This window comes from Rhizorhabdus phycosphaerae, assembly GCF_011044255.1.
In the GTDB taxonomy this organism is placed as follows: domain Bacteria; phylum Pseudomonadota; class Alphaproteobacteria; order Sphingomonadales; family Sphingomonadaceae; genus Rhizorhabdus; species Rhizorhabdus phycosphaerae.
Genome location: NZ_CP049107.1, coordinates 2,952,426 through 2,975,807 on the forward strand (window position 1 = coordinate 2,952,426; position 23,382 = coordinate 2,975,807).

Genomic DNA, 23,382 nt, shown 5'->3' on the forward strand with positions numbered 1-23,382 from the left:
GAGCGGCGCGAAACGTTGCCGCACTCAGCGGACAATCTCGGCAGTGCGCGCATAACGCTCCCGGCAGCGCCGCCCTAGCCTGTCTCCCAGGAATATGGGGAGACGCATGGTTCACGACATCGCGATCATCGGGGCGGGGCTCGCGGGACTGAGCACCGCCAAGACGCTCAGGCAGTTCGGCTTCGAGGTTACCGTCTTCGAAAAGGAGGCGGATATCGGCGGCGTGTGGTCGGCATCGCGGCGCTATCCGGGACTGACGACGCAGAACCCGCGCGAGACCTATGCCTTTTCCGACTGGCCGATGCCGGCCGACTATCCCGAATGGCCGACCGGCGCGCAGGTCCAGGCCTATCTGGAAACCTATGTCGACCATTTCGGCCTGCGCAGTTCGATCCGTCTCGGGCGCGAGGTCACCGCCGCCCGGCCGGTGGGCGACGGCAGCGGCCAGTGGACGATCGAGAGCCGCTCGGTCGCCGACGGCAGCGTCGAGACCCGGACCTTCGACTATCTGATCGTCTGCAACGGCATCTTTTCTATCCCCGCCATTCCGCCCTATCCGGGCAGCGACGCCTTTCGTGAGGCGGGCGGGCAGATTCTCCATACGAGCCAGTTCACCGATCCGGAGATCGCGCGGGGGCGCAATCTGCTGGTGGTGGGCTATGGCAAGTCGTCCTGCGACGTGGCGCGTGCCTGCTTGGAGGTCGCTGCTTCGACCCGTGTCGTCGCGCGCAGCATCATCTGGAAGATTCCCAAGAAGCTCGCCAACAAGCTCAACTTCAAGCACCTCTTCCTCAATCGCCTGGGCGAGGGGCTGTTCCGCTATATCGAGGTCAGGGGCTTCGAGCGCTTCTTGCACGGCCCCGGCAAGCCGATTCGCAATGCGATGATGAACAGCGTGCAGGGCGTCATTGCCCGGCAGCTGCGGTTGAAGGAGATCGGACTGGAGCCGGACGGTAAGCTCGAGACGATCGCCCGCAGCACCGTCAGCCTCGTTACCGACGGCTTTTACGAGGCGATCGGCGACGGGCGCATCGGCTTCCACCGTGGCGAGATCGCCGAGCTTTCGCCGGGGCAGGCGCGCCTGTCCGATGGCCGCACCGTTCCCGCCGACGTCATCATCTGCGGGACCGGCTGGCACCAGCGCTGCGACTTCCTCGATCGGGAGGTTCTGTCGAAGGTCACCGACGACCGCGGCAATTTCCGCCTCTACCGGTCGATGCTCCCGCTCGGCGTGCCGGGGCTGGCCTTCAACGGCTACAACTCTTCCTTCTTCAGCCAGCTCAATGCCGAGGTCAGCGCGCTGTGGATCGCCAATATGCTGGTGGGGGGCCTCGTTTTGCCGCCCGAGGCAGAACAGCGCCGCTATATCGATAGCCGGCTCGCCTGGATGGAACAGCGCACCAACGGCAAGCACTCGAAGGGGACCAACATCATCCCCTTCTCGGTTCACCATATGGATGAGCTACTGGCCGAAATCGACCTGCGGCTGCCGCTGCTGACGCGCATTCGGCAGTGGTTCGTGTCGATCGACGCCGCCGAATATGCCGGCCTGCTGCCGCGCCTGCTCAAGCGCCACGGCCGCCCCCTTTCCACGACCAGCACCGGGAGAAAATGATGGGACAGCATGAAGGCCGCGTGGCCATCGTCACCGGGGGCGCCGCATCGATCGGCGCCGCGATCACCCGCAAGCTCCACGCCGAGGGCGCGACCGTGCTCGTCGCCGCGCGCAGCGTCGACAAGGGGAGGGCGATCGAAACCGAACTCGGCGCCCGGGCCCGCTTCGTCGCGACCGACATCACCGACGACGCCGCGCTCGCGGCGCTGGTCGACGCCGCCGTCTCGGGCTTCGGCCGGCTCGACATCCTCGTCAACAATGCGTGCAGCTATGGCGACGAAGGCCCCGCGACATCGCGGGCGACCTGGCTCGAGACGCTCAACGTGTCGGCGGTCTCTGCGGCTATTCTCGGCGAGCTCGCGCGCCCGCATCTGGCTGCGGCCGGGGGCACGATTGTCAATATCGGTTCGGTCTCGGGCGTGTTCCCGCATGTCGGCCGCTGGGCCTATCCGGTCGCCAAGGCTGCGCTGCGCCACCTGACCAAGGCGCAGGCGCTCGACTATGCCGCCGACGGCATCCGCGTGAACATGGTCACCCTCGGCCATATCTGGTCCGATCCGTTCGACGGGCTGACCGCAGGCGACCGCGCCCATGCCGACGCGGTGTCGGCCGATCTCAACCTGCTCGGCCGGGTCGCCGATGCGGCCGAAGTGGCCGAGGTGGTGAGCTTCGTCGCCTCGGCCGCGGCCAGCTACATGACTGGCAGCGAGACGAACGTCGACGGAGGCTATGGCGTCCTCGGACCCGAACGGCGTATCCCGCTGATGCCGCTGCTGTCGGGCGCGCACGGATGAGCGACGCCGACGTCGTCATCATCGGGAGCGGCATCAACGCGCTCGTCTGCGGATCCCTGTTGGCCATGAAGGGGCAGCGCGTCCTTCTGCTGGAACGCAACGATGTGGCCGGGGGCTGCATCCGGACCGAGGAGCTGACGCTTCCGGGCTTCCGCCACGACACGCTGTCGACGCTCTACCCGCTGTTCGTGACGTCACCCCATTATGCAGAGCTCGGCCCGGCGCTTGCGCGCCACGGGCTGCGCTTCGTCAACACCGATGCGCCGACCGCGCTGCTCCGCCCGGACGGATCGGCGCTGTTGTTCCGCACCGACCGCGAGGCCAATGTCGCCGCGCTCGATGCGGCGGCACCCGGCGACGGCGAGGCTTATCGTCGCGCGATGCAGGCGGTCGAGGCCGATGCGGGGCTGATCTTCGGCCTGCTCGGCGGCGAACTCTGGTCGTGGCCGACGATCAAGCTGTTGTTGGGCGAAGCGCGACGGCGCGGGCTCAAGGGGCTTGCGGCCTTCTTCGGCAAGGCGCTGCGCTCGACCCGTGGCTGGCTCTCGCAGGACTTCGTCTCGCCGGCCGCGCGCGGCCTATTCGCGCCCTGGGTGCTGCATGTCGGCCTTTCGCCAGAAAGCAGCATGTCGGCGCTGATGAACCGGCTCGTCCTCTTCTCGCTCGAAGCGGTCGGTGCGCCGATGGTCGAGGGCGGCAGCGACCGCATCGTCGCCGCCTTCCGCGCGCTGATCGAGGAGCATGGTGGCGCGATCCGCACCGGCGCCGACGTGCAGGCGATCGAGGTTGCGGGCGGCAAGGCGACCGGCGTGCGGCTGGCCGGCGGCGAGCGCATCGCGGCGCGGCGCGCGGTCGTCGCCTCGGTCACGCCGACGCAACTTTACGACCGCCTGCTCGCCGATGTCGACGTGCCGCAGCCGGTGCGCCAGGAGGCCGCCGCCTTCCAATATGGCCGGGGCGAGATGCAGATCCATCTCGCGCTGTCGTCACCGCCCGAGTGGCCCGACCCGTCGCTGGCAAAGGTCGCGATGCTCCATGTGACCGACGGGCTCGATGCGGTGTCGCGCGCGGTGAACGAGGCCGAGCGCGGCCTGCTCCCCGCCGAGGCGACGATCGTGGTCGCGCAGCCCACCGCGATCGACCCGAGCCGCGCGCCCGAGGGCAAGGCGATCCTCTGGATCCAGTTGCAGGAGCTGCCGCGTAACGGCGAACTGAAAGGCGACGCTGCGGGCGAGATCGCGGTGCCCGCCGACGGGCGCTGGACCGAGGCGGTGCGCGAGGCCTATGCCGATCGCATCGTCGACCGCCTGTGCGCGCTGAGCCCCGGCCTGCGCGAAAGGATCATCGGTCGCCACGTCATTTCGCCCGCCGATCTCGAGGCGCTGAACTGCAATCTGGTCGGCGGCGATCCCTATGGCGGGCTCTGCTCGATCGACCAGTTCATGCTGTGGCGCCCGCAGGCGGTGCCGAGCCGCCACGACACGCCGGTCAAGGCGCTCTACCAGATCGGCGCCTCGACCCATCCGGGGCCGGGGCTGGGCGGCATGTCGGGCTATATGGCCGCGCGGCGAATTGCTGGCTGACGAGAAGGGGGCGCCACGCAGATGTGGGACGGCCCCTTTCGTCCCTCGTGGTAGGCGAATATAAGTGGCCTGTCCGATAGCGACCATTGCAGACGTTAGGTGTGTTGCTAATCTGGTCGGATGAATGGGGGGTATCAGTCCGGCGGTTCGGCTGGTGGTCGATGGGGCTGTGCTTTGGCTGCATTGGTGGGCTTACCCGTGCTCGGCCTAGCCATTCTCGTGAGTGCCCTTGGAGATTGCGCCCCGGACACGCCGTGTAATCATGACTTGGATTGGCTTCTAATTTTAGCCGCGCTAGCTATAGCAGCCTCGGTCGGCTTCGGTAGTCGCGCTCTGATCAACTGGGCGATCCGCCGCTGTTCTCAAGGCCGCTAACCACCCCGTTGCGGCCATAGAAGAGCCTAACGCCGTTTTCCTAACAGCTGACATGCGGCTTTAGACATTTCGTCGCCCGAACCTGCCATTCATCCACCGACCCCATTGCGGTCCTTCACGCCGTTATCGGGGTAACTCGCATGCACTGGAGTGCCGACGCCATGCCGGTAAAACTATAAGCTGGGTCAATCCCGTCCACTGCCATTGTGAAGGTATCGAGATAGCCCCGATAGTTCCGTCCTTCCCAGCACCAGCCGAGCCGCCGGGCAACAATCGCTTGAAGCTGTTCCAGCGTCTGCCATCCCGCACGCGCATCGCCAAAAGGCTCAAGAGATACAATCACTTCATCTGTATCGTCATTCACCCGCAGGATCACTGCTGACGACCCCACTACCAAAGCGATCTCCTCGCATTCGAGCCTTCCGTCACTCAACCCGCGTACGCCTTTGGCAACCACCGCCTCCACGGTAGCGCCCTGAACTTCTTCCCAGTCGAATTGGAGCATGGTTGCCGGATTACACATCTGCAAAATCTAGCGGCGAGAAAAGCCGCTTTCCACCCCATCTCGGTCATCGCGGTCTGCGGGCGCTAGCATCGACATCTGACAGGCTGCTATCCTGCCCTTTCGGCCGAAAGCAGAATTCCCACTCCCGACCCCATGGCAGACTTTCGCGACAGCTGTTATTTTGCCACATGACCGCGCTAGCACCGCATGAAACCAGCCTCATAGGGAATTGGGTCGTTTTCCAAGGTCGAATGGTCGCCGATGCTATCTGCGATCGTATTTATTGGCTGGTGCATACGCAACTTGAGGCCGTAGCAGCGCGTGAAGCGGGCTGGACAACACTCTACCGTGATCCGCGAGATGGACGGTTATGGGAGCATAGCTATCCAAAAAGCGAGATGCACGGGGGAGGCCCACCTATGTTGCAATTCATCGACGAGACGGCATTCACGGATCGCTATTGCCCGATCTCCTCGTAGGTCCGCTTTCCACCCCATTCCTGTCATAGCGGTCTGATGGCGTGAGCGCCGGCAACTGACAGGCAGCTGACCACCCGATCCCGGCCGTTCCAGCCTTGGGCTGGAAGCGGCCGTTTGTGGGTTACGATCTGTTCTTGGAAGCCCGCCCTATTTGAGGTCTTCGACCGAGACCCAGCCCTTCGTGCCATAAGCATCGCTGACTTCGACGAAGAGGCCTTCGCGGCCGCCTGTAGGGGTGAGCGAGGTGCCGGCCCTGACCGCGCGGACCACCTCGGCCTTGGCGGCCTTCGCGTAGAGCTTGGTGTCGATGGCCGTCACATAGGCTGCGGCGGTCGTCATCGGGGTGACCGCCGTCGTCGCTGCCGGCTTCACCGCAACCAGCGCGGCCTTCTGCGCCACGACCGCGTTGAACGCGGTGACGAAGGCGGCGGCCAGCATCTGCCCATCCTTGGAATTGGCATAGCCGCCATTGGCATAGTCGCCATAACCCATCGACGTCATCTGCGCCTTGGCGGCATCGGCCCAGGGATTGCCCCCGATCCCGCCGAAGCCGCCGATCGAAATCTGCGACTTCGTCTGGGTGCCGCTGCCCGAGGCGATCGTCTGGCCGGTCGCCGGACTGATCACGCGCAGGCCTGCGGCGATCGTCTTCTTCTTGCCGCCGAGGCCGCCGAGCATGCCGAAAGCCTGCCCGCCGAATCCGCCCATGCTGCCGAGCAGCGACCCGGCCGCACCCGAGCGGACCAGCGCTTCGGTGGCCAGGCCCTTGGCGGTGTTGACGGTCTTGTCGATCTCTTCCTTGTCGCCCGCGACCGCGTTCACCAGGAAGTCGGCGGGCTTGTTGCTGCCGGTCGCCTGCAGCGTGAAGCAATTGCTCTGCACCGCCATCGCCGCGATCAGGTCGCGCGGGCTCGACAGGCCATATTTGGTCCAGCCCTGGGATTCGCCATCGACCACGGCGATGCTGCCGATCGGCGCATCACATTTGGCGAGCGCGACGGGCTCTTCCTTGGCGGCGAGCGCCGGCTGGAGTGCGACCGTGGCGAGCAGGGCCGCCGGAATCAGATGCTTCATGACATTCCCCCGTTGCAAGCGAGCCGCAGCCCGACCGCTCCGAGGTAAGCGATTCCCGTGCCCTGCTGGTCTGACGTTTCCTGAAATCCGTCCCACGCGAAGCCGCTGCGCTCTATTTGCCGGGAGTCTTTTGCTTCGCGGCGCCAGCATTGCTATGGCCCCCGCCAACCGCTCCCGCTTATTCAGAGATGTCCGTGACAGTTCCGATCGACCGCATCCGCAATTTCTCGATCATCGCCCATATCGACCATGGCAAGTCGACGCTGGCCGACCGGCTCATCCAGCGCACCGGGGGCCTGACCGATCGCGAGATGTCGGCGCAGGTTCTCGACAATATGGACATCGAGAAGGAGCGCGGGATCACCATCAAGGCGCAGACCGTGCGCCTCGACTACACCGCCCGCGACGGCAAGGACTATGTCCTCAACCTGATGGACACGCCGGGCCATGTCGACTTCGCTTATGAGGTGTCGCGCAGCCTGGCCGCCTGCGAGGGTGCGCTGCTGGTGGTCGACGCCGCGCAGGGCGTCGAGGCGCAGACGCTCGCCAATGTCTACCAGTCGATCGAGCATGACCATGAGATCGTGCCCGTCATCAACAAGATCGACCTGCCCGCCGCCGAGCCCGAGAAGGTGAAGATGGAGATCGAGGACATCATCGGCCTGCCCGCCGACGATGCCGTCCTCGCCAGTGCCAAGTCGGGTATCGGCATCGACGAGATTCTCGAGGCGATCGTCACCCGCATCCCCCCGCCCAAGGGCGACGCGGCGGCACCGCTCAAGGCGATGCTGGTCGACAGCTGGTACGATCCCTATCTCGGCGTCGTCATCCTCATCCGCATCGTCGAGGGCACGATCAAGAAGGGCCAGCAGATCCGGTTCATGCAGGCGGACACGGTCCACCTCGTCGACCGGGTCGGTTGCTTCCGGCCGAAGATCGAGCAACTCGGCGAGATGGGGCCGGGCGAGATCGGCTTCATCACCGCGCAGATCAAGGAGGTCAGCCAGACCGCCGTCGGCGACACGATCACCGATGCGAAGAAGCCGACCGCCGAGCCGCTGCCGGGCTTCAAGGAAGTGCAGCCGGTGGTGTTCTGCGGCCTGTTCCCGGTCGACGCCGCCGACTTCGAGAAGCTGCGCGAGAGCCTCTACAAGCTGCGCCTCAACGATGCTTCGTTCAGCTTCGAGGCCGAGTCCTCGGCTGCGCTCGGCTTCGGCTTCCGCTGCGGTTTCCTCGGCCTGTTGCATCTTGAAATCATCCAGGAGCGGCTGACCCGCGAATATGATCTCGACCTGATCACGACAGCGCCGTCGGTGGTCTATCGCCTGTCGCTGAGCCATTCGAAGAACGAGGATGCGAAGGTCATCGAGCTCCACAATCCGGCCGATATGCCCGATCCCAACCGGATCGAAATGATCGAGGAGCCGTGGATCGAGGCGACCATCTACGTCCCCGACGAATATCTCGGCTCGTTGCTGAAGCTCTGTCAGGATCGTCGTGGCATCCAGAAGAACCTGACCTATGTCGGCGGGCGCGCGCAGATCACCTATGAACTGCCGCTCAACGAAGTGGTGTTCGACTTCTACGACCGGCTGAAGTCGATCAGCCGTGGCTATGCCAGCTTCGACTATCACCAGATCGGCCACCGCGAGGGCGACCTCGTCAAGATGAGCATCATGGTCAATGGCGAGCCGGTCGATGCGCTGAGCATGATCGTCCACCGCGCCGCCGCCGAAGCGCGCGGCCGGCACATGTGCGAGCGGCTCAAGGATCTGATCCCGCGCCACATGTTCAAGATCCCGATCCAGGCCGCCATCGGCGGCAAGGTCATAGCGCGCGAGACGATCGCCGCCATGCGCAAGGACGTCACCGCCAAATGCTATGGCGGCGACGCCACCCGCAAGCGCAAGCTCCTCGAGAAGCAGAAGGAGGGCAAGAAGCGGATGCGCGAATATGGCAACGTCAACATCCCGCAGGAGGCCTTCATCGCCGCGCTGCGCATGGGCGACGAGGCGTAGGGCGGGGTTTCGGGGGGCTATTTGTCCTCCGGATCCCGGCCCATCATCTGCCGCCGTAAGGGGGCTCCGTTGGGTGCGGCAAGAATAGCGCGGAACAGCGCCTTCCTTGCCGTGCAGCGGTCGGGAGCAGGAGCATCCCACCGCTCCAGCGTCTCTGCAAATTTCGAGGGTTGCATTCCGGCATCGCGGGCGCCGTCCGCCATGACGTCGCCAGGGATTTCGAACCTGGCGAAATCAGGATCCGCTACCTCATGTGAAGCGGCTGGAGCCTGGAGCAGTACACGGCTGAGCAGGGCCTGTTTCTCACGTTGGAGGTCGGCAGCCGCTGCGTCGTCGGTATGGCGGCCTCGCAGGATATCGGCGCATGCACCCGGATCTTTTTTCCCGACGGCCTCGGCTTCCCGGAGCATCAACCTGAGATGCTCGTCGATGGTAGCGATGTCCGAGTGGACGAGGTTCTGGCTATACCGGGCGGCTATCGTGCCGCTGGCGGCGGCGAGAAGGTTGTCGGCGGAGCCGCCATCTCGACGAATGGCAAACCAGGATTTCTCGAGGCGTTCGACCAATTTGGGGTCCTTGGCCTCAAGTTCGGCAAGCCCATATTTTCCGTTCGACACGTGTCGGACGATGCGGCTGAGATCGTCGCGTCCCGCTTCAGGCAATGATGGCGGATCTTCGGCCCCGGTATAAATGCTGCTGGGCATAGGGAGGGGATCGGCCGGCATGTTCCGCTCCAATGCCTTGATTCCCTGCATCAATGCGATCACGACGATCATCGCGACGAGGCCGCGCCATCGTTGCCAGCCATGATCGACCGGATTGTCCCACAGGCTCACCCGGTACCAGTCGAACTGTTCTTCCAGATGGGGGTAGCGCGTCCGGACCAGGGCAAGGAGGTCGCGGATCTGCTCTGCCGGCACCTTGCCGCGTTTCGATTTTTCTCCCGCTGGTCGGGTCAGTTCGCTCCACGCCTTGTGTAGTGCGTGCTGCTTTGTTTTGAGCTGCCCGGCGAAGGCGTCCCCCTCGATCCTGCTGAGCAAAAAGCCAATTGCCGGAGAGCGCCGGAGTTCATCCTGAGCCGCCCAGCTGAAAAAATCCGCAGCCGGCTCGAACAGAATCTGCGATCGGGGCAGGGAGCGGGCAAGCGTCTCGGCGAACCATTCCGACGCCTCCGCATACCAACTGATGTCATGAAGGCGCGGATCTTCGATCAGCGCCGAAAAATGGCTTCGGAGTTGGTTCGATTCCTCGTTCGTCAGAGGCACGTCGCTGGGTTCCCCATTCGGGAACAGAATGTCGATGAGTGCACGATGATGAAGCAGGGTCGGATCGACAGGATCTTCAGGAGCCGGTTGAGGTTGTTCGTCGGAGAGACTGTCGCCGTGGCTCTCGCCTCGACCACCGGCGGTGTCGAACGCGGTACCCGTAGCCTCCGCATTATCGGACATCGTCGTCGCGATGTGCGTGGCGATTTCTCTTGCTGCCCGCAGGCGGGCATAGCTTTCGGGATCGGCATCGACATCAAGCTGCTTCAGCGAACGGGCATAGGCCCGGCGGATCGTCGAAAGATCATCGGTGGGCGCGATGCCCAAGAGGGTCCACGCCCAGCTTTCGTTCATAGGAAGCGCTCGCCTTCCAGGCTGTCGAGCCATTCGGTGAAGGCAAGGCGTTGTTCGGCGATCGTTCGGGGGTTCTGACTGTTCAGCGCCGATTCCCACAGCGTGATGTTTCTGCCGATCGCTTCGCGCGTCGCGCCGACGAAGCTTTCGTAGCAACGCGCCGCGCGCGCGCTCACCGCAATGTTCAGGGCTTCCTCGCGAGGGTGAATTTTCAGCGCGGCCAAGGCCTTGCGGCGTTCCGCCAAATCGGGCGGAACACCATCACCATCATGTTCGGTCAGCACGAGATTGCGCGTCACTCCTGTCTCCGGATTGCTCACGTCGATTTCGAGCAACCCATTCGAATCATAGCTGAAGCGGCACTCGACCACGACCTCTCCAGCCGGCTTCGGGGGAACCGGTATTCGGATCTCGCCCAAACGGACATTGCTGGTCACGTCGCGGGATTCGCCCTGATAAATGCCGAACATTAGCTCTCGCTGATTGTCGACGATCGTCTGGTAATAGTTCACCCGACTTGCGGGTATCGGGGTGTTCCGCTCGATGATGGGAGAAAATATTCCCTCGTACAGACGGCCCCTCTCATCGATCTGGGCATTGTCCACCCCGAGGGTGAAAGGGCAGACATCGGAAAGGCGTATTTCCTCCAGGGCCTTGTCGCCCATGAGGAGGCCGGCCTGAACCGAAGCCCCTAAAGCGACGGCATGATCCGGATGAACCGATTGGTTCGGAAAGCGTCCGAACATGCGGGTGATGGCTCGACGAACGACCGGCATGCGCGTCGCACCTCCGACGAGCACGATCTCACTGAGCTTGCTGACCTGGATATTGCTGTCGCGCAGTGACCTCAGCACCGGCTCCCGCAACCGAGCGAGAAGCGGACCGGCATGTTCCTCGAAGGCTCTTTCGCTTATCTCGCAGGTGAATGCTTCTTCCCCCTCCGTCACCGTAAACGACGCGATTGCGGTATCACTGAGCGCGCGGCGCGTGCGCTCGGCGGCTGCGCGGAGCTTTTCGCCCATCTCGTTTCCCGAAGAGGAGCGCAACTGCTTCCAGCGATCATCCTGTCGCGAGACGAGATCGATCAGGCAGTCGTTGAAGTCCTCGCCTCCCAGCCGGTTATCGCCCGCAGAGGCGCGGACTTCGACGATGCCCTCGAACATTTCCACGATGGAAACATCGAAAGTCCCTCCGCCGAGATCGAAAACGAGGAATGCCTCGCGATCGCTACGGTCATGGATTCCGAAAGCAAGTGCCGCTGCCGTAGGTTCGTTGAGGAGCCGTGAGACTTTGAAGCCCGCCAGTTCGCCGGCCCGTCGCGTCGCCTTTCGCTGACGGTCATTGAAATAGGCCGGAACGGTAATCACCGCTCCCTCGACCTCGACGCCCAGAAAGGCCTCCGCATCGGCCTTGAGACCGCGCAGCACGAGCGCCGATAGGTCCTCAGCGGTGAATTCTTGTTGTGGCCCCAGCTTCGTTTTCTGCCGGGTTCCCATATAGCGTTTGAAAGAGGTCGCCGTGTGTCGCGGATGGGTGACCTGGCGATCTCGTGCGGCAACGCCGGTCAGCAGTTCTCCATTCTCGCAGAGACTGACGGCGGACGGCGTGAGCACATCGCCCATTGCGTTGGGAATGAGCGTTGGCGTGCCGTCTTTCCACGCCGCTATCGCGCAGTTGGTCGTTCCCAGATCTATTCCGACGATCATCCGGCTTTTCCCCCAAGACTATCCTAGCCATGGTCAGGGCGTGGACAAAGCAGGCGCCGTCAAAAGAAAGGTCCAAATCGGATGGGGATGGTCTGGTGATGCACCGGGCCGAACTGTCGCACGGCTCTCGGCTATCCCTCCCGTCCGCCCTATGGGCGGCGGATCGCAAAAGCCCCTTTTCCGATCCGCCGCCCCGTGGGGGCTGGAAGTCCTCCCTGGTGTGCCCGGCCGGTCGGATCGGGGGGAGGACGACCGGCCGGGTACTCGTGCGCCGCGGCGATGCGCGGCCCGTGATGGTTGCTCAGTGCCGGCTGTGCGGCACCGTCTTTTCCGGCAGGCGCAGGCGTTCGATTTCGGTGGCGACGGCCTTCCACAGGCCGACGCCATAGCTGTCGCCATCGCGGATCAATATGCCGATCCGGCTCGCCACATAGCTGTCGGTCTGATCGCCGAAATCGTCGATCACCCTCCTGGCGAAGTCGCGGATCATACTCGTCTCCATTACGCTGCTACTCTTCTTGCCCTCCACGCCGGACATGGCCTCACACCAACCCTTCGGCGCGTAGGCTGCGCCAGCCGGTCCGGGCGATGATCAGATGGTCGTGGACGGCGATGTCGAGCGTCCGGGCGGCGGCAACGAGATGCGCCGTCGCCTTGACGTCGGCCTGGCAAGGCGTCGGATCACCCGACGGATGGTTGTGGACCAGAATCAGCGCGGTGGCGCCGAGTTCGAGTGCCCGCTTCAATATCTCCCGGGGATAGAGCGGCGCCTGATTGACGGTGCCACGCGACATGAGTTCGTCGCGCAACAGACGGTTGCTGGAGTTCAGGTAGAGCACCCGCAGATGCTCGATCGTGTTGTAGGCCAGGCTGGCGAACAGATAGTTGGTCAGCGCCTCGGAGGTCGAAAGGATCGGGCTCTCGCTGAGCCGCGTGCGCAGCGAGTGCAGCATCGCGACGCGCATCGCCACCAGCAGGTCGGCAACATGGCCGTCCTCGGGCAGGCAGGCGTGCAGTTGCGCGGGCTCTGCGGCGAGGATCGCCGGCAATGTCCCGAACTCGTCGAGCAATTCGTCGACGATGGCGCCGCCATGATCGAGCCCGAGCGGCTCGATGAGCGATTCTAATATCGCACGACATTCGGCCGCCGGACCGAAGCCCGCGCCCGTCGCCGGTGATTCCAGGTGCCCGCCGCTATGCCGACCAGCATCGGATAGGCCCAGAACTCCGCCGCCCATGCGTAGGGCAGCGCTGCGACCGAGCGATCGGCGAGTGTGGCCAGATGGATGGTCACTGCGATCAAATGGAAGGATGTTACCCATAGAGGCCAATATCGATCGCTATTGAGGGCGAGATTGCCGAACGCCGCGAGAACGAGCAGGTCCACGATGAAGATACCTGCCTGCGGCGTCTGCCATCCCGGATAGAAGGACATCGCTGCGATCACGGTGAGGATCGAACCTACAACCATGATCGTTGCGCCGATCCGCTCGGGCCAACCGCCCTGCCATCCCGCATAGGAGGCGACGGCGATCAGCACGAACAGGTAGAAGAGCTGGTTTAGGAGGGCCATGGCCCGACCGGATCATATCGGTTCCGGTCGGTCAAGCACGGCATGGCCGCTCCCGGCCAGGCTCTTCCCGATCAGGCGACTTCGGCGAGGTGGCGGACTTCCGAGTTGTACGGCTTGCCGACGAGACCACCCAGTGCATAGGTCTTGAGACCGATCTGGTCCTTGGTCGCGGCGAGCTCGCGGTGGCTGGCGATGATCTTGGCACGGGCCTTGACCAGCGTGGAGAAGCTTTCCGCCGCATATTCGAGCGCTTCCTGGCCGACTTCGCAGGCAAGGTCGGCTTCGGCGCGAGCGGAGGGAATGAATCCGGTGAGTTCGGCGGTGCGGGCGATCGCCTGGTCGATGGCATGCTCGGCCGCCATCAGACGGTCGGCGACTTCCTGGGCAACTTCGCGGCGCTTCAGAATGGTCTGGCGATTGAACATGTGCTGCTCCCTTCGCGCAGCCTGTCCGAGGCCGCGCGTCCCTGTCTGGCAATGATGAAAGTCCGGGTAGCGCTTAGGCCTGGAACAGGCGCTTCAGCGCATCGAGGCCGGCGAGAAGTCCGCCGAATGCAAGGGCCGAGGCGATGGCGATCGAAAGGATCCATCCCAGCCGTTGCACGATACTCAGATCATTACGTTCCCTCCCCGGGGTGGGGACGGGCAGGTTTACGAAGCCGCCGCCGGTTACGAACGCAGGGGTTCGAAAAGCCAGCTGTTCCTCGCGAACCGAACTTCCGTGAAAGTCCGTTTCGGCCTGCCGCATCCCGTGGATATCGGACAGGTCGACAGTGGCATGTACGGCCGATTGAGCAACGTGCGGCGATTGATATACGGCCGATTGATATGCGTTCGGGGTCTCATATTTGGCGAGCAGCCGGGCCGCTTCGAAGCGGTTGGCGACACCCAGTATCTGGATCGCCATGCGCAGGCGCTGATCGACCGTATGGGGGGAAATGCCCAGTTCGCGGGCGATGTCCTTGGACGACAGATGCATGAGAACCATGCGCAGGCAGATGCGCTGCGCCTCGGTCAGTTTCTCGATGCGGCCCGATTCCATGGCGCTGATCATATCGCCAATCCCCGTCGCTGTAAAACCCGTCGCAACATCGTCGTGTAACGGTCGCGTTACGCCCCTATGACGGGGTGGCTGAGCCGCCTCGACGACGGCCTTCAACGCCCGTTGAAGTGGCCCGCGCCGCGGGCGTTGATATGCCATTGATATGCGGCAGCTGCCCATTGCGCGGACGGGCGCCGCCTCCTAGCATCGCAAAATGGCATCGGGGGACAGCCAGTCGACGGGGCGAATCGCCATCATAGGCGCCGGCTATGTGGCCGACCTCTACATGGCCTCGCTATGCGCCTTTCCGGAACTGGAGGTCGTCGGTGTGTGGGACAGGGATGCATCGCGTCTCGCTCACTTCGCTGCGCACTGGTCGCTGCCGGCGCTCGCCGGTTTCGAGGCCGTGGTCGAAACCAGACCGGACATCGTGCTCAACCTCACCAATCCCGCCTCCCATGCGGCAGTCAGCCGCGAGGCGCTCGAGGCCGGGTTCCACGTGTGGAGCGAGAAGCCCCTCGCGCTCGACATGGACGAGGCCGTCGCCCTGACCGCGCTCGCGCGGGAACGCGGGCTGCACCTCGCCTCGGCACCGTGCAGCGTCCTCGGCCGGGCGGCGCAAACCCTCTGGCGGGCGGTGCGCGATGGTCGCGTCGGGCGCCCCCGGCTGGTCTATGCCGAGCTCGACGACGATTTCGTGAGCAGCGCACCCTATCCGCGTTGGGCATCGGCCAGCGGTGCGCCCTGGCCGGCGGAGGACGAGTTTCGAACCGGATGCACGCTCGAGCATGCCGGCTATTATCTGACCTGGCTGATGGCGATCTTCGGTCCCGTGCGCCGCATCGTCGGCGGATCGGCGCGATGCCTGGACGACGAGCAGACCGGCTCCGGCCATGATGCCCCCGACTATGCCTCGGCCACGCTCTATTTCGACGGGATCGTCGCCCGTCTGACCTGCTCGATCGTCGCCCGCCACGACCATCGGATCCGCATCTTCGGTGATACCGGCATATTGGAGGTCGACGACGCCTGGGCCAATGGCACGGCCGTGCGGGTGCGCCGACGCCATGTCATACGACGTCGCCTGGTCAACAGCCCGCTGGCGCGGCGGGTCCCCTGGGCCGGGGATGGCCATCCGATGGTCGGGCGACGGGGCGCGGCGTCGATGAACTTCGCGCTCGGCGTGGCGGAGATGATGCGGGCGATCGCGGACGGCCGGTCGCCGCGCCTCGCCGGCGATTTCGCGCTGCATCTGACCGAAGCCAGTCTCGCCATGCAGGCCGGAGGCGATCATCGGCTGGTAACCAGTTTCGCGGCGATGGAGCCGATGTCCTGGTGAGTGTCGCGACGCCGTTGCGTTTCGCCGTGATCGGGCGGGGCCGCATGGCGGCCACCATGCGCGGGTTGGTGGGCGACGTCCCGCTCGACCTCGCCGACGCCGTCTATGTCGCCTGTGGCAATGCCGACCACGTGCGCCAGTCGCGTCTTGCGCTGGAAGCCGGCAAGCCGGTGCTGTGCGAGAAGCCTTTGTCGCTGCGCGGCGATGAGGCTCAAGCGCTGACCGTGCTGGCGCGCGAGCGGGGCCTGACCTTCATGGAAGCGGTCGCGACCCCCTTTCTGCCTGCGGTATCGCGGGCCATCGGTATCGCGGCAACCGGGGGGATCGGCCGGGCCCGACGGTTGGAGGCGAGCTTCGGCTATCCGGTGTCGCGCCGCCACTTTCCCCGGCTTTTCGCGCCCGATGCCGGGGTGCTCGCGGATCGCGCCGTCTATCCGCTGATGCTTGCGCGGATCATCCTTGGTCCGGTGACCGCGATGGAGTGCCGTGTCGACCGCGACCGTGCAGGCATCGACGTCGCGGCACGGCTGTCGCTGGTCCATGACGGCGGTGCGCGGTCCGACCTGTCGGTGTCCTTCGTCGGGACGCTCGGCAACGATCTCCGAATCGAGGGCGAGGATGCGACGCTCGAGCTGATGCCGCCACTTCTTACGGCGCAGCGCCTGCGCCTTCGGCCGGCGGACGCCCGGGGTCCTTCGCGGCTGCGTTCCGCGCTCCGGCAGAACCCGCTGCTTAGGCGGATGGGCGATGTCGGCGGACGCCTGACCGGCAGCTTCCATTCGCATGGTGGGTCGATCTACCGCCACGAGCTGGAGCATTTCGCGGACCTCGTGCGAAACGGATGCGTTGAAAGCCCCGTGGTCACGCATGCGCGCATGGTGGATGTCGCCCGGCTGATCGAGGAGGCCCGGCAGCGGTGAAGCTCGCTTATCTCCTCAACAGCTATCCGATGACGAGTACCACCTTCATCCGGCGCGAGATCGCGGCGATCGAGCGGGCCGGCGTGCCGGTCAAGCGCTTCGCGGTGCGGCGCTGGAGCGGGCCGCTGGTCGATCCCGCCGATCGCGCGGAGCAGGAGCGGACCGAATATCTGCTGAGCGACAGGATACCCGCGCTGCTGGCCGGATTGTTTGTGGAGGCGGCGCGCAACCCCACGGGATTGATGCGCGCCTTGCGGCATTGCTGGGGCCTGTACCGTCGGGCCGGTGCGGGACTTGTCCGCCATGTCGCCTATCTGGCGCAGGCGGTGCGGTTGCGCCGTCGGTGCGCGGCGCTCGGGATAGAGCATCTCCATGCGCATTTTTCCACCAACGCGGCGGCGGTGGCGCTGCTTGCCCGACTGCTGGGCGGGCCTCGCTACAGCTTCACGGTTCACGGGCCCGACGAACTCGAGGTGCTGGGCCGTAACCGTTTCGTCGAAAAGGCCCGCCATGCCGAGCATGTCGTTGCGATCAGCCGCTATTGCCGCGACCGTCTGGTCCGCCATCTCCCCGGGGCGCTGGCGGACCGCGTCGAGATTCTGTCCTGCGGTCTCGACTTGCGCGACTATCCCGACGAGGTGGAGGCGCCAGCGCCGGGGAGCACGCTGCTCTGTGTAGGCCGGCTCTGTCCCCAAAAAGGACAGGTCGACATCGCGCCGGCGGTGGCGATGGTCCGTTCGCGCTATCCCGACATCAGGGTGCTTCTCGTCGGCGACGGCGAGGACCGCTCGGCGGTCGAGCGGGCGATCGTCGAGGCGGGGGTGGCCGAGCATGTCCGCCTTCTCGGCTGGCGCAGCAACGACGAAGTGCGGAGGCTGATCGTCGAGGCGCGGGCGCTGTTGCTTCCCAGCCGCGCGGAAGGGTTGCCGATCGTGCTCATGGAGGCCCTGGCGCTCTGCCGGCCGGTGGTGACCACGCCCGTGGCGGGCATTACCGAACTGGTGGACGAGGGCTGTGGCTGGCTCATTCCACCCGGCGACGTCGGCGCGTTCGCCGACGCGATGGCCAGCGCGCTCGACTGTTCACCGGAGCGTCTGGCCGCGCTCGGCCGCGAGGGGCGCGCCCGGGTGGTCGCGCGCCACGATGTCGACCGGCTCGCCGCAGGGCTGCTGGCACTGTTCGCTCGCCCTCGCGCCTGACACAGGGTGCCGCCCAGTCGGCGACCAGATCAACCGCCCGCAGCAATCGCCGAAACGTCGACGCATTGTCCACGATCGGGATTGTTACCCTGGACGGAGCCGGTCAGCCCCGACTTTGCGGGAAGGCTGCAACCGGCTCGTCCTGACACCTGGTTTGATCGGTGCCGTTGCCGGCGCAGACGGCGGACGGCCTAGGTAGAAGACCGGAGAGGCCACTCCCCGCTCATTTCGCATAGCGGCAAGGGGCTGGGTGAGAGCAACCGCGTTCAGCGGATCCCAGCCCAAAGAGACTTCAGGGTGTCCCCCATATACTCGAGGGTTACCGTCAAAATTCTCTGTAAAAGAGAAATAAAATTAACGGATGGGGAAATAACGATCTGGGTTCCAGGGAAGCTTCCTGGACACAAAAATGAACATTTGACATAAATTTCCGAACCAGGATTTTTGGCTGTCGGAAAATCGGAAGCGGTCGGATATTCTTTGTGTGAATCGCATGCGAAATTTCGGCATTTTTTAATTTTATGTTGCGACCGAAAATGTGCCGATTACCTAGTGATCTGTGTCAGTGGTGCTGTTTGGAGGCAAGCGTGGCGTTGGGTGTGGTCGTCCTGCGGAGATGACAAGCAAAAGGCTTTATCTCATCGACGATGAAGCGGTCGTGCGGGCATCGATTGTCAGCCTGTTGCAGGTGGACGGTGTTTGGGACCATGTCGAATTCGCCACCGCCGACGATTTTCTCGAGGCGCTGGCAGGCCTGTCGCCGGGCTGCGTGCTGGTAGACCTGCAACTGCCCGGTTCCAGCGGCAGCGTGGTGGTGGAGGCGCTGGCGACGGGGCCCCAGCGCTTTCCGTTCATTGTGGTGACCGGCTTCAGCGATTTTTCCACGGCCGTTCATATGTTCCGCCGTGGCGCTGTCGACTTTCTTCACAAACCTTTCGATCCCGTCGCGCTGATCGATGCGCTCGATCGTGCGCTTCATCGCCTGCAATATGGCGGCGAGCGGCGGGAGGTCGCCGAAGACGTGCGGCAACGCATCGCCGGGTTGTCGGAGGATGAACGCCGGTTGATGGCGTTGGTCTTCGAGGGGGCCTCGAACGCCGAGATAGCGATCGAACTTCACGCCGATCCGCGCGATGTGCAACGCGCCCGGGCGATGGTGCTCGCCAAGATCGGAGCGCCGTCGATCTTCGATGCGATGCGCGTCTTCGCCCTGGCCGGCGCACTTTGATCTCCGCGGCGGCGGGGCGGCGGGTAAAGGCCACCCGCCGCCGCCCGTCTGGGTGGGCTCAATAACGCAGTCTCGCGCCGGCCGTCGCCGCCCTGCCCGGCTGCCCATAGCCGGACGCGGTCTGGTAGCGTTCGTCGAACAGATTCTCGATCCGGCCGTAAAGCTCGATGCTCTCGTTCAGCGGGAAGCTCGCCCGGATGTCGACGAGGGCGTAGCCCTGCAGCCTTGTGCTGTTCGCGGCATTGTCGAAGCTGTTCGACACATGCGTGACGGTCGCCCCGACCGAACCCTTGCTCCAGGCATAGTCGGCGGTCACGCTGACCGCGTTGCGCGGGCGACGCGGGAGGGAGTTGCCGAAATTGGCACTGCTGCGCTCGCGGTTCTGCGCCTTGGTGTAGGTGTAGTTGGCGCGCACCTCGAAACCGGCCGTGGGATGCATCACCAGTTCGAGCTCGGCGCCTCGTGCCCGCGCACGGGCGATATTGGCATAGGTGTAGCTGTTGAGGTCGAAATCGATCTGGTTGGTCACACGACGCTCGAACCAGGTCGCGCGGACCTGCAGCAGGTCGCCGATGAGCGATTGTTCGATGCCGGCATCCCAGCTTTTCGCTTCCTCCGGCCGAAGCTTGTCGAAGCCGAAGTCGCCATATAACTGGTAGAGCGACGGCGCCTTGAAACCCTCGCTATAGGTCGCGCGCAGAACCGTGGCGCCGCGATTGGGTGTCCAGACAAGGCTGGCATTCGCACTGCTCTTGCCGCCGAACTGGCTATGGTCGTCGTGGCGCAAACCGGCCGCCGCCGTCAGCCCCGAAACGGGGCGCAGGGTCAGCAGCCCATAGACGCTGTCGATATTCGCCTTCCTGTGGTCGAGCGGCGAATAGATGCTCTCGGTCCGGTAACGCTGGCCTTCATGCTCCGCGCCGAAGGTGGCGTCGACCCAGTCGGCGAGTTGCGCCCCGCCCTGATATTCGAACCGCAGATTGCGCCCCACCGCGTCGAAGGTCAGGACCGGCGTGCCGGCCGGGTCGTAATTCTGCCGATCGATCCGGGTCCAGGCCACCGCCAGGCGGTTCTTGAGCCGGCCGTCGAACAGGCCGGCGTTCAGCCCGGCATAGCCGACGATCTGTTCCTGCCGCGCATATTCGTCGGTATCGCCGAGCGAGAAGTCGGGCGGGGGGAAGCCGTCGAGATCGACCTTGCTCTTGGTGTAGAAGCCGCGCAGGTCGAGCGACAGATCGTCCGCGAGCGTGACCTGTGCCTTCGCATGCGCACCGAACAGATGATAGCCGTCCGGTTCGCTCCCGCCGCCGCTGCGATCGGCGACCGATATGCCGTTGGTCGTCAGGTAGCCCGCGCCAGCGCTTAGCGCGACCGGACCAACGGTACCGGAGACGTTGGCGACCGCGCGACCGGCGTCGTAGCGGCCATATTCGCCGCTCGCCTTGATCTGCAGCGCTTGCGTGGGCGCGGACGTGATCAGATTGACCACCCCGCCGATCGCCTGGCTGCCCCACAGCACCGACTGTGCGCCACGCAGAACTTCGATGCGGTCGAGATTGTCGGTCAGCAGGTCGGCGAAGTTGAAGCCGCCGCCGGGTGCGGACGGGTCGTTGAGCTTGACCCCGTCGATCAGCGCCACGGTCTGGTCGCTTTCCGCGCCGCGGATGAAGACGCTGGTGGTGGAGCCCAGGCCGCCATTGCGGACGATGGTGACGCCCGGCAGCGTGCGCAACAGCTCCGCAACCGATGGCGTCTGCCGCAATTCCAGCGCCCTCGCATCCACGACGGAGATCGATTGGGCGACCTGGGAAAGCGGGGTGTCGGTCCGCGTCGCGGTGACGACGATGGTGTCGGCGTCCTCGCCCGCGGCGTCTGCATGGGCCGCCGTGGGTACGACCGCCGTCGCGAACAGCAGTGTGTGCAGGATTGATATTCTGGACATGGTCGAAACCTCCAATGACAAGTCATCAGGGTCCCGAGCGGAAGGATGAGCATCTCCCGCGCGCGACCCGTTACGATCGTCGTCACGCGAGGATTTCGCCTCGATCATGTGGTGCACCCCGCCCGCATGATGGAACGACCGCGACGGGCAGGTCTCCTGGCTCTCGGGTCATCGCGGTCGCCCAGCCTTCCCGGATGTCGGACATCCAGTGGCATGCGCGGACGATCGCTCGCCGATCACAGTTGCGGGGGCAGCTCCGGCTGACGGTTTCCCGTTTCCGAATTCCCTTTTAGTCCCGTCTCCGGGACCCGTCGCGAGCGGGCCTGTAGGTAAAGTGGCCTTAGGGCGCAAGCGCCAAGCGATGAGCCTTGTTTCGGAAACGTGACGACAAAGTCTGCCCCGCGACAGCGTGACGCTACGGCAGAAGGCTGTGCTGAAACGCACAAACTATTGATCGGGATTGAACTATTCCGATGACAAGCCCCCGGCGGGGGGATATTGAGACCGCTGGCGAAGGGGATCGCCGAACAGGGGAAATCGGGGGACGTCTTGCGCAGTCCGTTCAGGCCCGCTGCCATATTGGCAGCTTCTTTCGTTGCTTCGTCGATGAGTTCGGCGGTGCTGGCGCAGATCCAGACACCGACGGGCCAGCAGATCGCGCCTGGCCGTGACGAGCTCAATCGCACGACGCAGCAGCCCGCCCCCGGGCCCTCGCGCCTCACCATCGACGGCGATATCGAGCGGGCGCCCTGCGCGCTCGACGCGCCCGCCTACGCCAATATCAAGGTGACGATCACCGAGGCGCAGTTCGCCAATCTTCAGGGGCTATCGGCGGAGGAGCTGAAGGCCTCCTACGCCTCGCTGCTTGGGCCCGATCGCCCGATCGCCACGATCTGTACGATCCGTGACGCTGCCGCCACCGCGCTTCGCCGCAAGGGCTATCTCGCCGCCGTGCAGGTGCCGGTGCAGCGGATCGAGAATGGCGTCGTCAAGTTCCAGGTGCTGTTCGCCAAGATCGTCGCGGTTCGCGTCCGTGGTGATGCCGGCCCCGCCGAAAAGCTCCTCGCGGGCTATCTCTCGCACCTGACCGAGGACGCCGTCTTCAACCGCTATAATGCGGAGCGCTACCTGATCCTCGCGCGCGACGTACCCGGCTTCGACGTGCGCCTTGCGCTCAAGCCGGCCGGCGGCGCACCGGGCGAACTGATCGGCGAAGTCAGCGTGACGCGAACGCCGGTCGAGCTGAACTACAGCCTTCAGAATTTCTCCGCGCGCAGTTCGGGCCGGTGGAACGGCACGCTCCAGGGGCAGGCCTATGGCCTGCTCGGCGGCGACCGGCTGACCGCGTCGGTTTCCAGCACCGCCGACTTCAAGGAGCAGCGGCTCGTTCAGCTGGGCTACGACACGCGCCTGGGCTCCGAGGGGCTCACGCTCAGCGGCAATTTCACCTACGCCTGGTCGAAGCCCGATGTCGGCGGCGCGATTAGGCTGCGCGCGCGGACGCTGTTCGCGACCGGCGAGACGCGTTTTCCCTTCATTCGCACCCAGGCTTTCAGTCTCTCCGGTGCGGCCGGCCTCGACTATCTGAATCAGGTCGTTATCTTCAACGGACTTGACCTGACGCGCGATCGCTTGCGCGTTGGCTATCTACGCCTCGATTTCGATGCGGCGGACATCGCCGAGCGTCGCTTTCCGACATGGCGCGCCTCGGGTTCGGTCGAGTTCAGGCAAGGGCTCGATATCTTCGGCGCTTCACCGCGGGTGCCGGCTACGATCCCGACCGGCTATGTTCCGCCCGCGCGCCTCGACGGCGACAAGACGTCACGCCTCGTTCGCGCGTCCGCATCGCTCGAATATAGTCTTGGCAAAGGTTTCTGGATCGCTGCGACGCCGCGCGCGCAATATGCGTTCGATCCGCTGTTCAGCTTCGAGGAATTCTCGGGCGGCAACTTCTCGATCGGTCGCGGCTATGATCCCGGTACGATCATCGGCGACAGCGGTCTCGGCAGCGGTTTCGAGCTGCGCTTTCCGCGGATGCAGCCGCTGCCCAAGGTGAACCTCAACGTCCTGCCCTATGTGTTCACCGACGTCGCGCTGACCTGGAACAAGCAGTTGGGGCCGGACGATCTCGACGCGCTCTATTCGGTGGGCGGCGGCCTTCGCGCGATCCTCAACAACCGCTTCCGGATCGACGGTACGATTGCCGTGCCGCTCAGGAAGGCTGGGTTCCAGACGAAGAACAAGGATCCGCGCTTCCTCATATCCCTCACGACCAAGCTCTGGCCCTGGGAGCAGCGTTGATGCTCGCCGGAACCGCGCCTTGGTCGATGTCGGCGGCGCGGTTCGCGCCGATCGACCTTCATGTCAATTTC

General features: G+C 64.7%; 20 protein-coding genes and 1 riboswitch. Of the genes, 10 read left to right on the forward strand and 10 right to left on the reverse strand.

Translation table 11 applies throughout. From position 1 onward, the window contains the following. Positions 1-106: 106 nt before the first annotated feature. From G6P88_RS13730 to G6P88_RS13740, 3 genes are read left to right on the forward strand one after another with little or no spacing between them, the layout of a single operon-like run. Complete coding sequence (locus G6P88_RS13730; protein WP_165323671.1) at positions 107-1,615, forward strand: flavin-containing monooxygenase; 1,509 nt, start codon at positions 107-109, stop codon at positions 1,613-1,615. After that, a complete protein-coding gene (locus G6P88_RS13735; protein ID WP_226946565.1) occupies positions 1,612-2,409 on the forward strand; it encodes an SDR family oxidoreductase in 798 nt (265 codons plus the stop codon). Before G6P88_RS13730 ends, G6P88_RS13735 begins: the two co-directional genes overlap by 4 nt. After that, on the forward strand, positions 2,406-3,992 hold the full coding sequence (locus G6P88_RS13740; protein WP_165323672.1) for a phytoene desaturase family protein: 1,587 nt from the start codon (positions 2,406-2,408) through the stop codon (positions 3,990-3,992). Before G6P88_RS13735 ends, G6P88_RS13740 begins: the two co-directional genes overlap by 4 nt. A 490-nt stretch (positions 3,993-4,482) precedes the next feature. Here the strand turns inward: G6P88_RS13740 and G6P88_RS13745 are convergent, their stop codons facing one another. After that, a complete protein-coding gene (locus tag G6P88_RS13745) occupies positions 4,483-4,872 on the reverse strand; it encodes a DUF6334 family protein (protein WP_165323673.1) in 390 nt (129 codons plus the stop codon). 251 nt (positions 4,873-5,123) lie between these two features. Here G6P88_RS13745 and G6P88_RS20555 point away from each other — a divergent pair, with 251 nt between their 5' ends. After that, positions 5,124-5,351, forward strand: coding sequence for an Imm27 family immunity protein (locus G6P88_RS20555; protein WP_226946839.1), 228 nt, complete (start codon positions 5,124-5,126; stop codon positions 5,349-5,351). A gap of 147 nt (positions 5,352-5,498) precedes the next feature. Here the strand turns inward: G6P88_RS20555 and G6P88_RS13755 are convergent, their stop codons facing one another. Next, positions 5,499-6,425, reverse strand: a complete 927-nt coding sequence (locus tag G6P88_RS13755; protein ID WP_165323675.1) for an SH3 domain-containing protein — start codon at positions 6,423-6,425, stop codon at positions 5,499-5,501. Between the two features lie 194 nt (positions 6,426-6,619). Between G6P88_RS13755 and lepA the strand changes: the two genes are divergently transcribed. After that, positions 6,620-8,443 carry a translation elongation factor 4 gene (lepA, locus tag G6P88_RS13760; RefSeq protein ID WP_165325195.1) on the forward strand — a complete coding sequence of 608 codons (1,824 nt, stop codon included), beginning with the start codon at positions 6,620-6,622 and terminating at the stop codon, positions 8,441-8,443. Positions 8,444-8,460: 17 nt separating this feature from the next. On the opposite strand, the gene G6P88_RS13765 is transcribed toward lepA, so the two are convergent. From G6P88_RS13765 to G6P88_RS13795, 7 genes are all read right to left on the reverse strand, one after another. Further along, positions 8,461-10,062 carry a hypothetical protein gene (locus G6P88_RS13765; protein ID WP_165323676.1) on the reverse strand — a complete coding sequence of 534 codons (1,602 nt, stop codon included), beginning with the start codon at positions 10,060-10,062 and terminating at the stop codon, positions 8,461-8,463. Beyond that, positions 10,059-11,768: an Hsp70 family protein gene (locus tag G6P88_RS13770; protein WP_165323677.1), complete on the reverse strand. Its 1,710-nt coding sequence runs from the start codon at positions 11,766-11,768 to the stop codon at positions 10,059-10,061. The genes G6P88_RS13765 and G6P88_RS13770 overlap by 4 nt, the downstream gene beginning before the upstream one ends. Before the next feature lie 301 nt (positions 11,769-12,069). Continuing rightward, entirely contained in the window at positions 12,070-12,258 is a 189-nt protein-coding gene (locus G6P88_RS13775) for a DUF6961 family protein (RefSeq protein ID WP_165323678.1), read from the reverse strand. 52 nt (positions 12,259-12,310) lie between these two features. Further along, positions 12,311-12,838, reverse strand: a complete 528-nt coding sequence (locus G6P88_RS13780) for a JAB domain-containing protein (RefSeq protein ID WP_165323679.1) — start codon at positions 12,836-12,838, stop codon at positions 12,311-12,313. Between the two features lie 53 nt (positions 12,839-12,891). After that, positions 12,892-13,341: a hypothetical protein gene (locus tag G6P88_RS13785; RefSeq protein ID WP_165323680.1), complete on the reverse strand. Its 450-nt coding sequence runs from the start codon at positions 13,339-13,341 to the stop codon at positions 12,892-12,894. Between the two features lie 71 nt (positions 13,342-13,412). After that, positions 13,413-13,766, reverse strand: coding sequence for a hypothetical protein (locus tag G6P88_RS13790; protein ID WP_165323681.1), 354 nt, complete (start codon positions 13,764-13,766; stop codon positions 13,413-13,415). 73 nt (positions 13,767-13,839) lie between these two features. After that, positions 13,840-14,499, reverse strand: a complete 660-nt coding sequence (locus G6P88_RS13795; protein WP_226946567.1) for a helix-turn-helix domain-containing protein — start codon at positions 14,497-14,499, stop codon at positions 13,840-13,842. A gap of 97 nt (positions 14,500-14,596) precedes the next feature. Here G6P88_RS13795 and G6P88_RS13800 point away from each other — a divergent pair, with 97 nt between their 5' ends. The 4 genes from G6P88_RS13800 to G6P88_RS13815 all read left to right on the forward strand — a co-directional run bounded on the left by G6P88_RS13800 (position 14,597) and on the right by G6P88_RS13815 (position 19,068). Next, positions 14,597-15,721 (forward strand): Gfo/Idh/MocA family protein, encoded by a 1,125-nt coding sequence (locus tag G6P88_RS13800; protein ID WP_165323682.1) that lies wholly within the window; start codon positions 14,597-14,599, stop codon positions 15,719-15,721. Beyond that, positions 15,718-16,641 carry a Gfo/Idh/MocA family protein gene (locus tag G6P88_RS13805; protein WP_226946568.1) on the forward strand — a complete coding sequence of 308 codons (924 nt, stop codon included), beginning with the start codon at positions 15,718-15,720 and terminating at the stop codon, positions 16,639-16,641. The genes G6P88_RS13800 and G6P88_RS13805 overlap by 4 nt, the downstream gene beginning before the upstream one ends. Beyond that, entirely contained in the window at positions 16,638-17,840 is a 1,203-nt protein-coding gene (locus G6P88_RS13810; protein WP_165323683.1) for a glycosyltransferase family 4 protein, read from the forward strand. Before G6P88_RS13805 ends, G6P88_RS13810 begins: the two co-directional genes overlap by 4 nt. A 559-nt stretch (positions 17,841-18,399) precedes the next feature. Beyond that, positions 18,400-19,068, forward strand: coding sequence for a response regulator transcription factor (locus G6P88_RS13815; protein ID WP_165323684.1), 669 nt, complete (start codon positions 18,400-18,402; stop codon positions 19,066-19,068). A 58-nt stretch (positions 19,069-19,126) separates the two neighbouring features. On the opposite strand, the gene G6P88_RS13820 is transcribed toward G6P88_RS13815, so the two are convergent. Further along, positions 19,127-21,010: a TonB-dependent receptor plug domain-containing protein gene (locus G6P88_RS13820; RefSeq protein WP_165323685.1), complete on the reverse strand. Its 1,884-nt coding sequence runs from the start codon at positions 21,008-21,010 to the stop codon at positions 19,127-19,129. Positions 21,011-21,139: 129 nt separating this feature from the next. Beyond that, positions 21,140-21,337: riboswitch (cobalamin riboswitch) on the reverse strand. A gap of 279 nt (positions 21,338-21,616) precedes the next feature. Between G6P88_RS13820 and G6P88_RS13825 the strand changes: the two genes are divergently transcribed. Next, entirely contained in the window at positions 21,617-23,311 is a 1,695-nt protein-coding gene (locus G6P88_RS13825) for a ShlB/FhaC/HecB family hemolysin secretion/activation protein (RefSeq protein ID WP_165323686.1), read from the forward strand. The last annotated feature ends 71 nt before the right edge of the window (positions 23,312-23,382 follow it).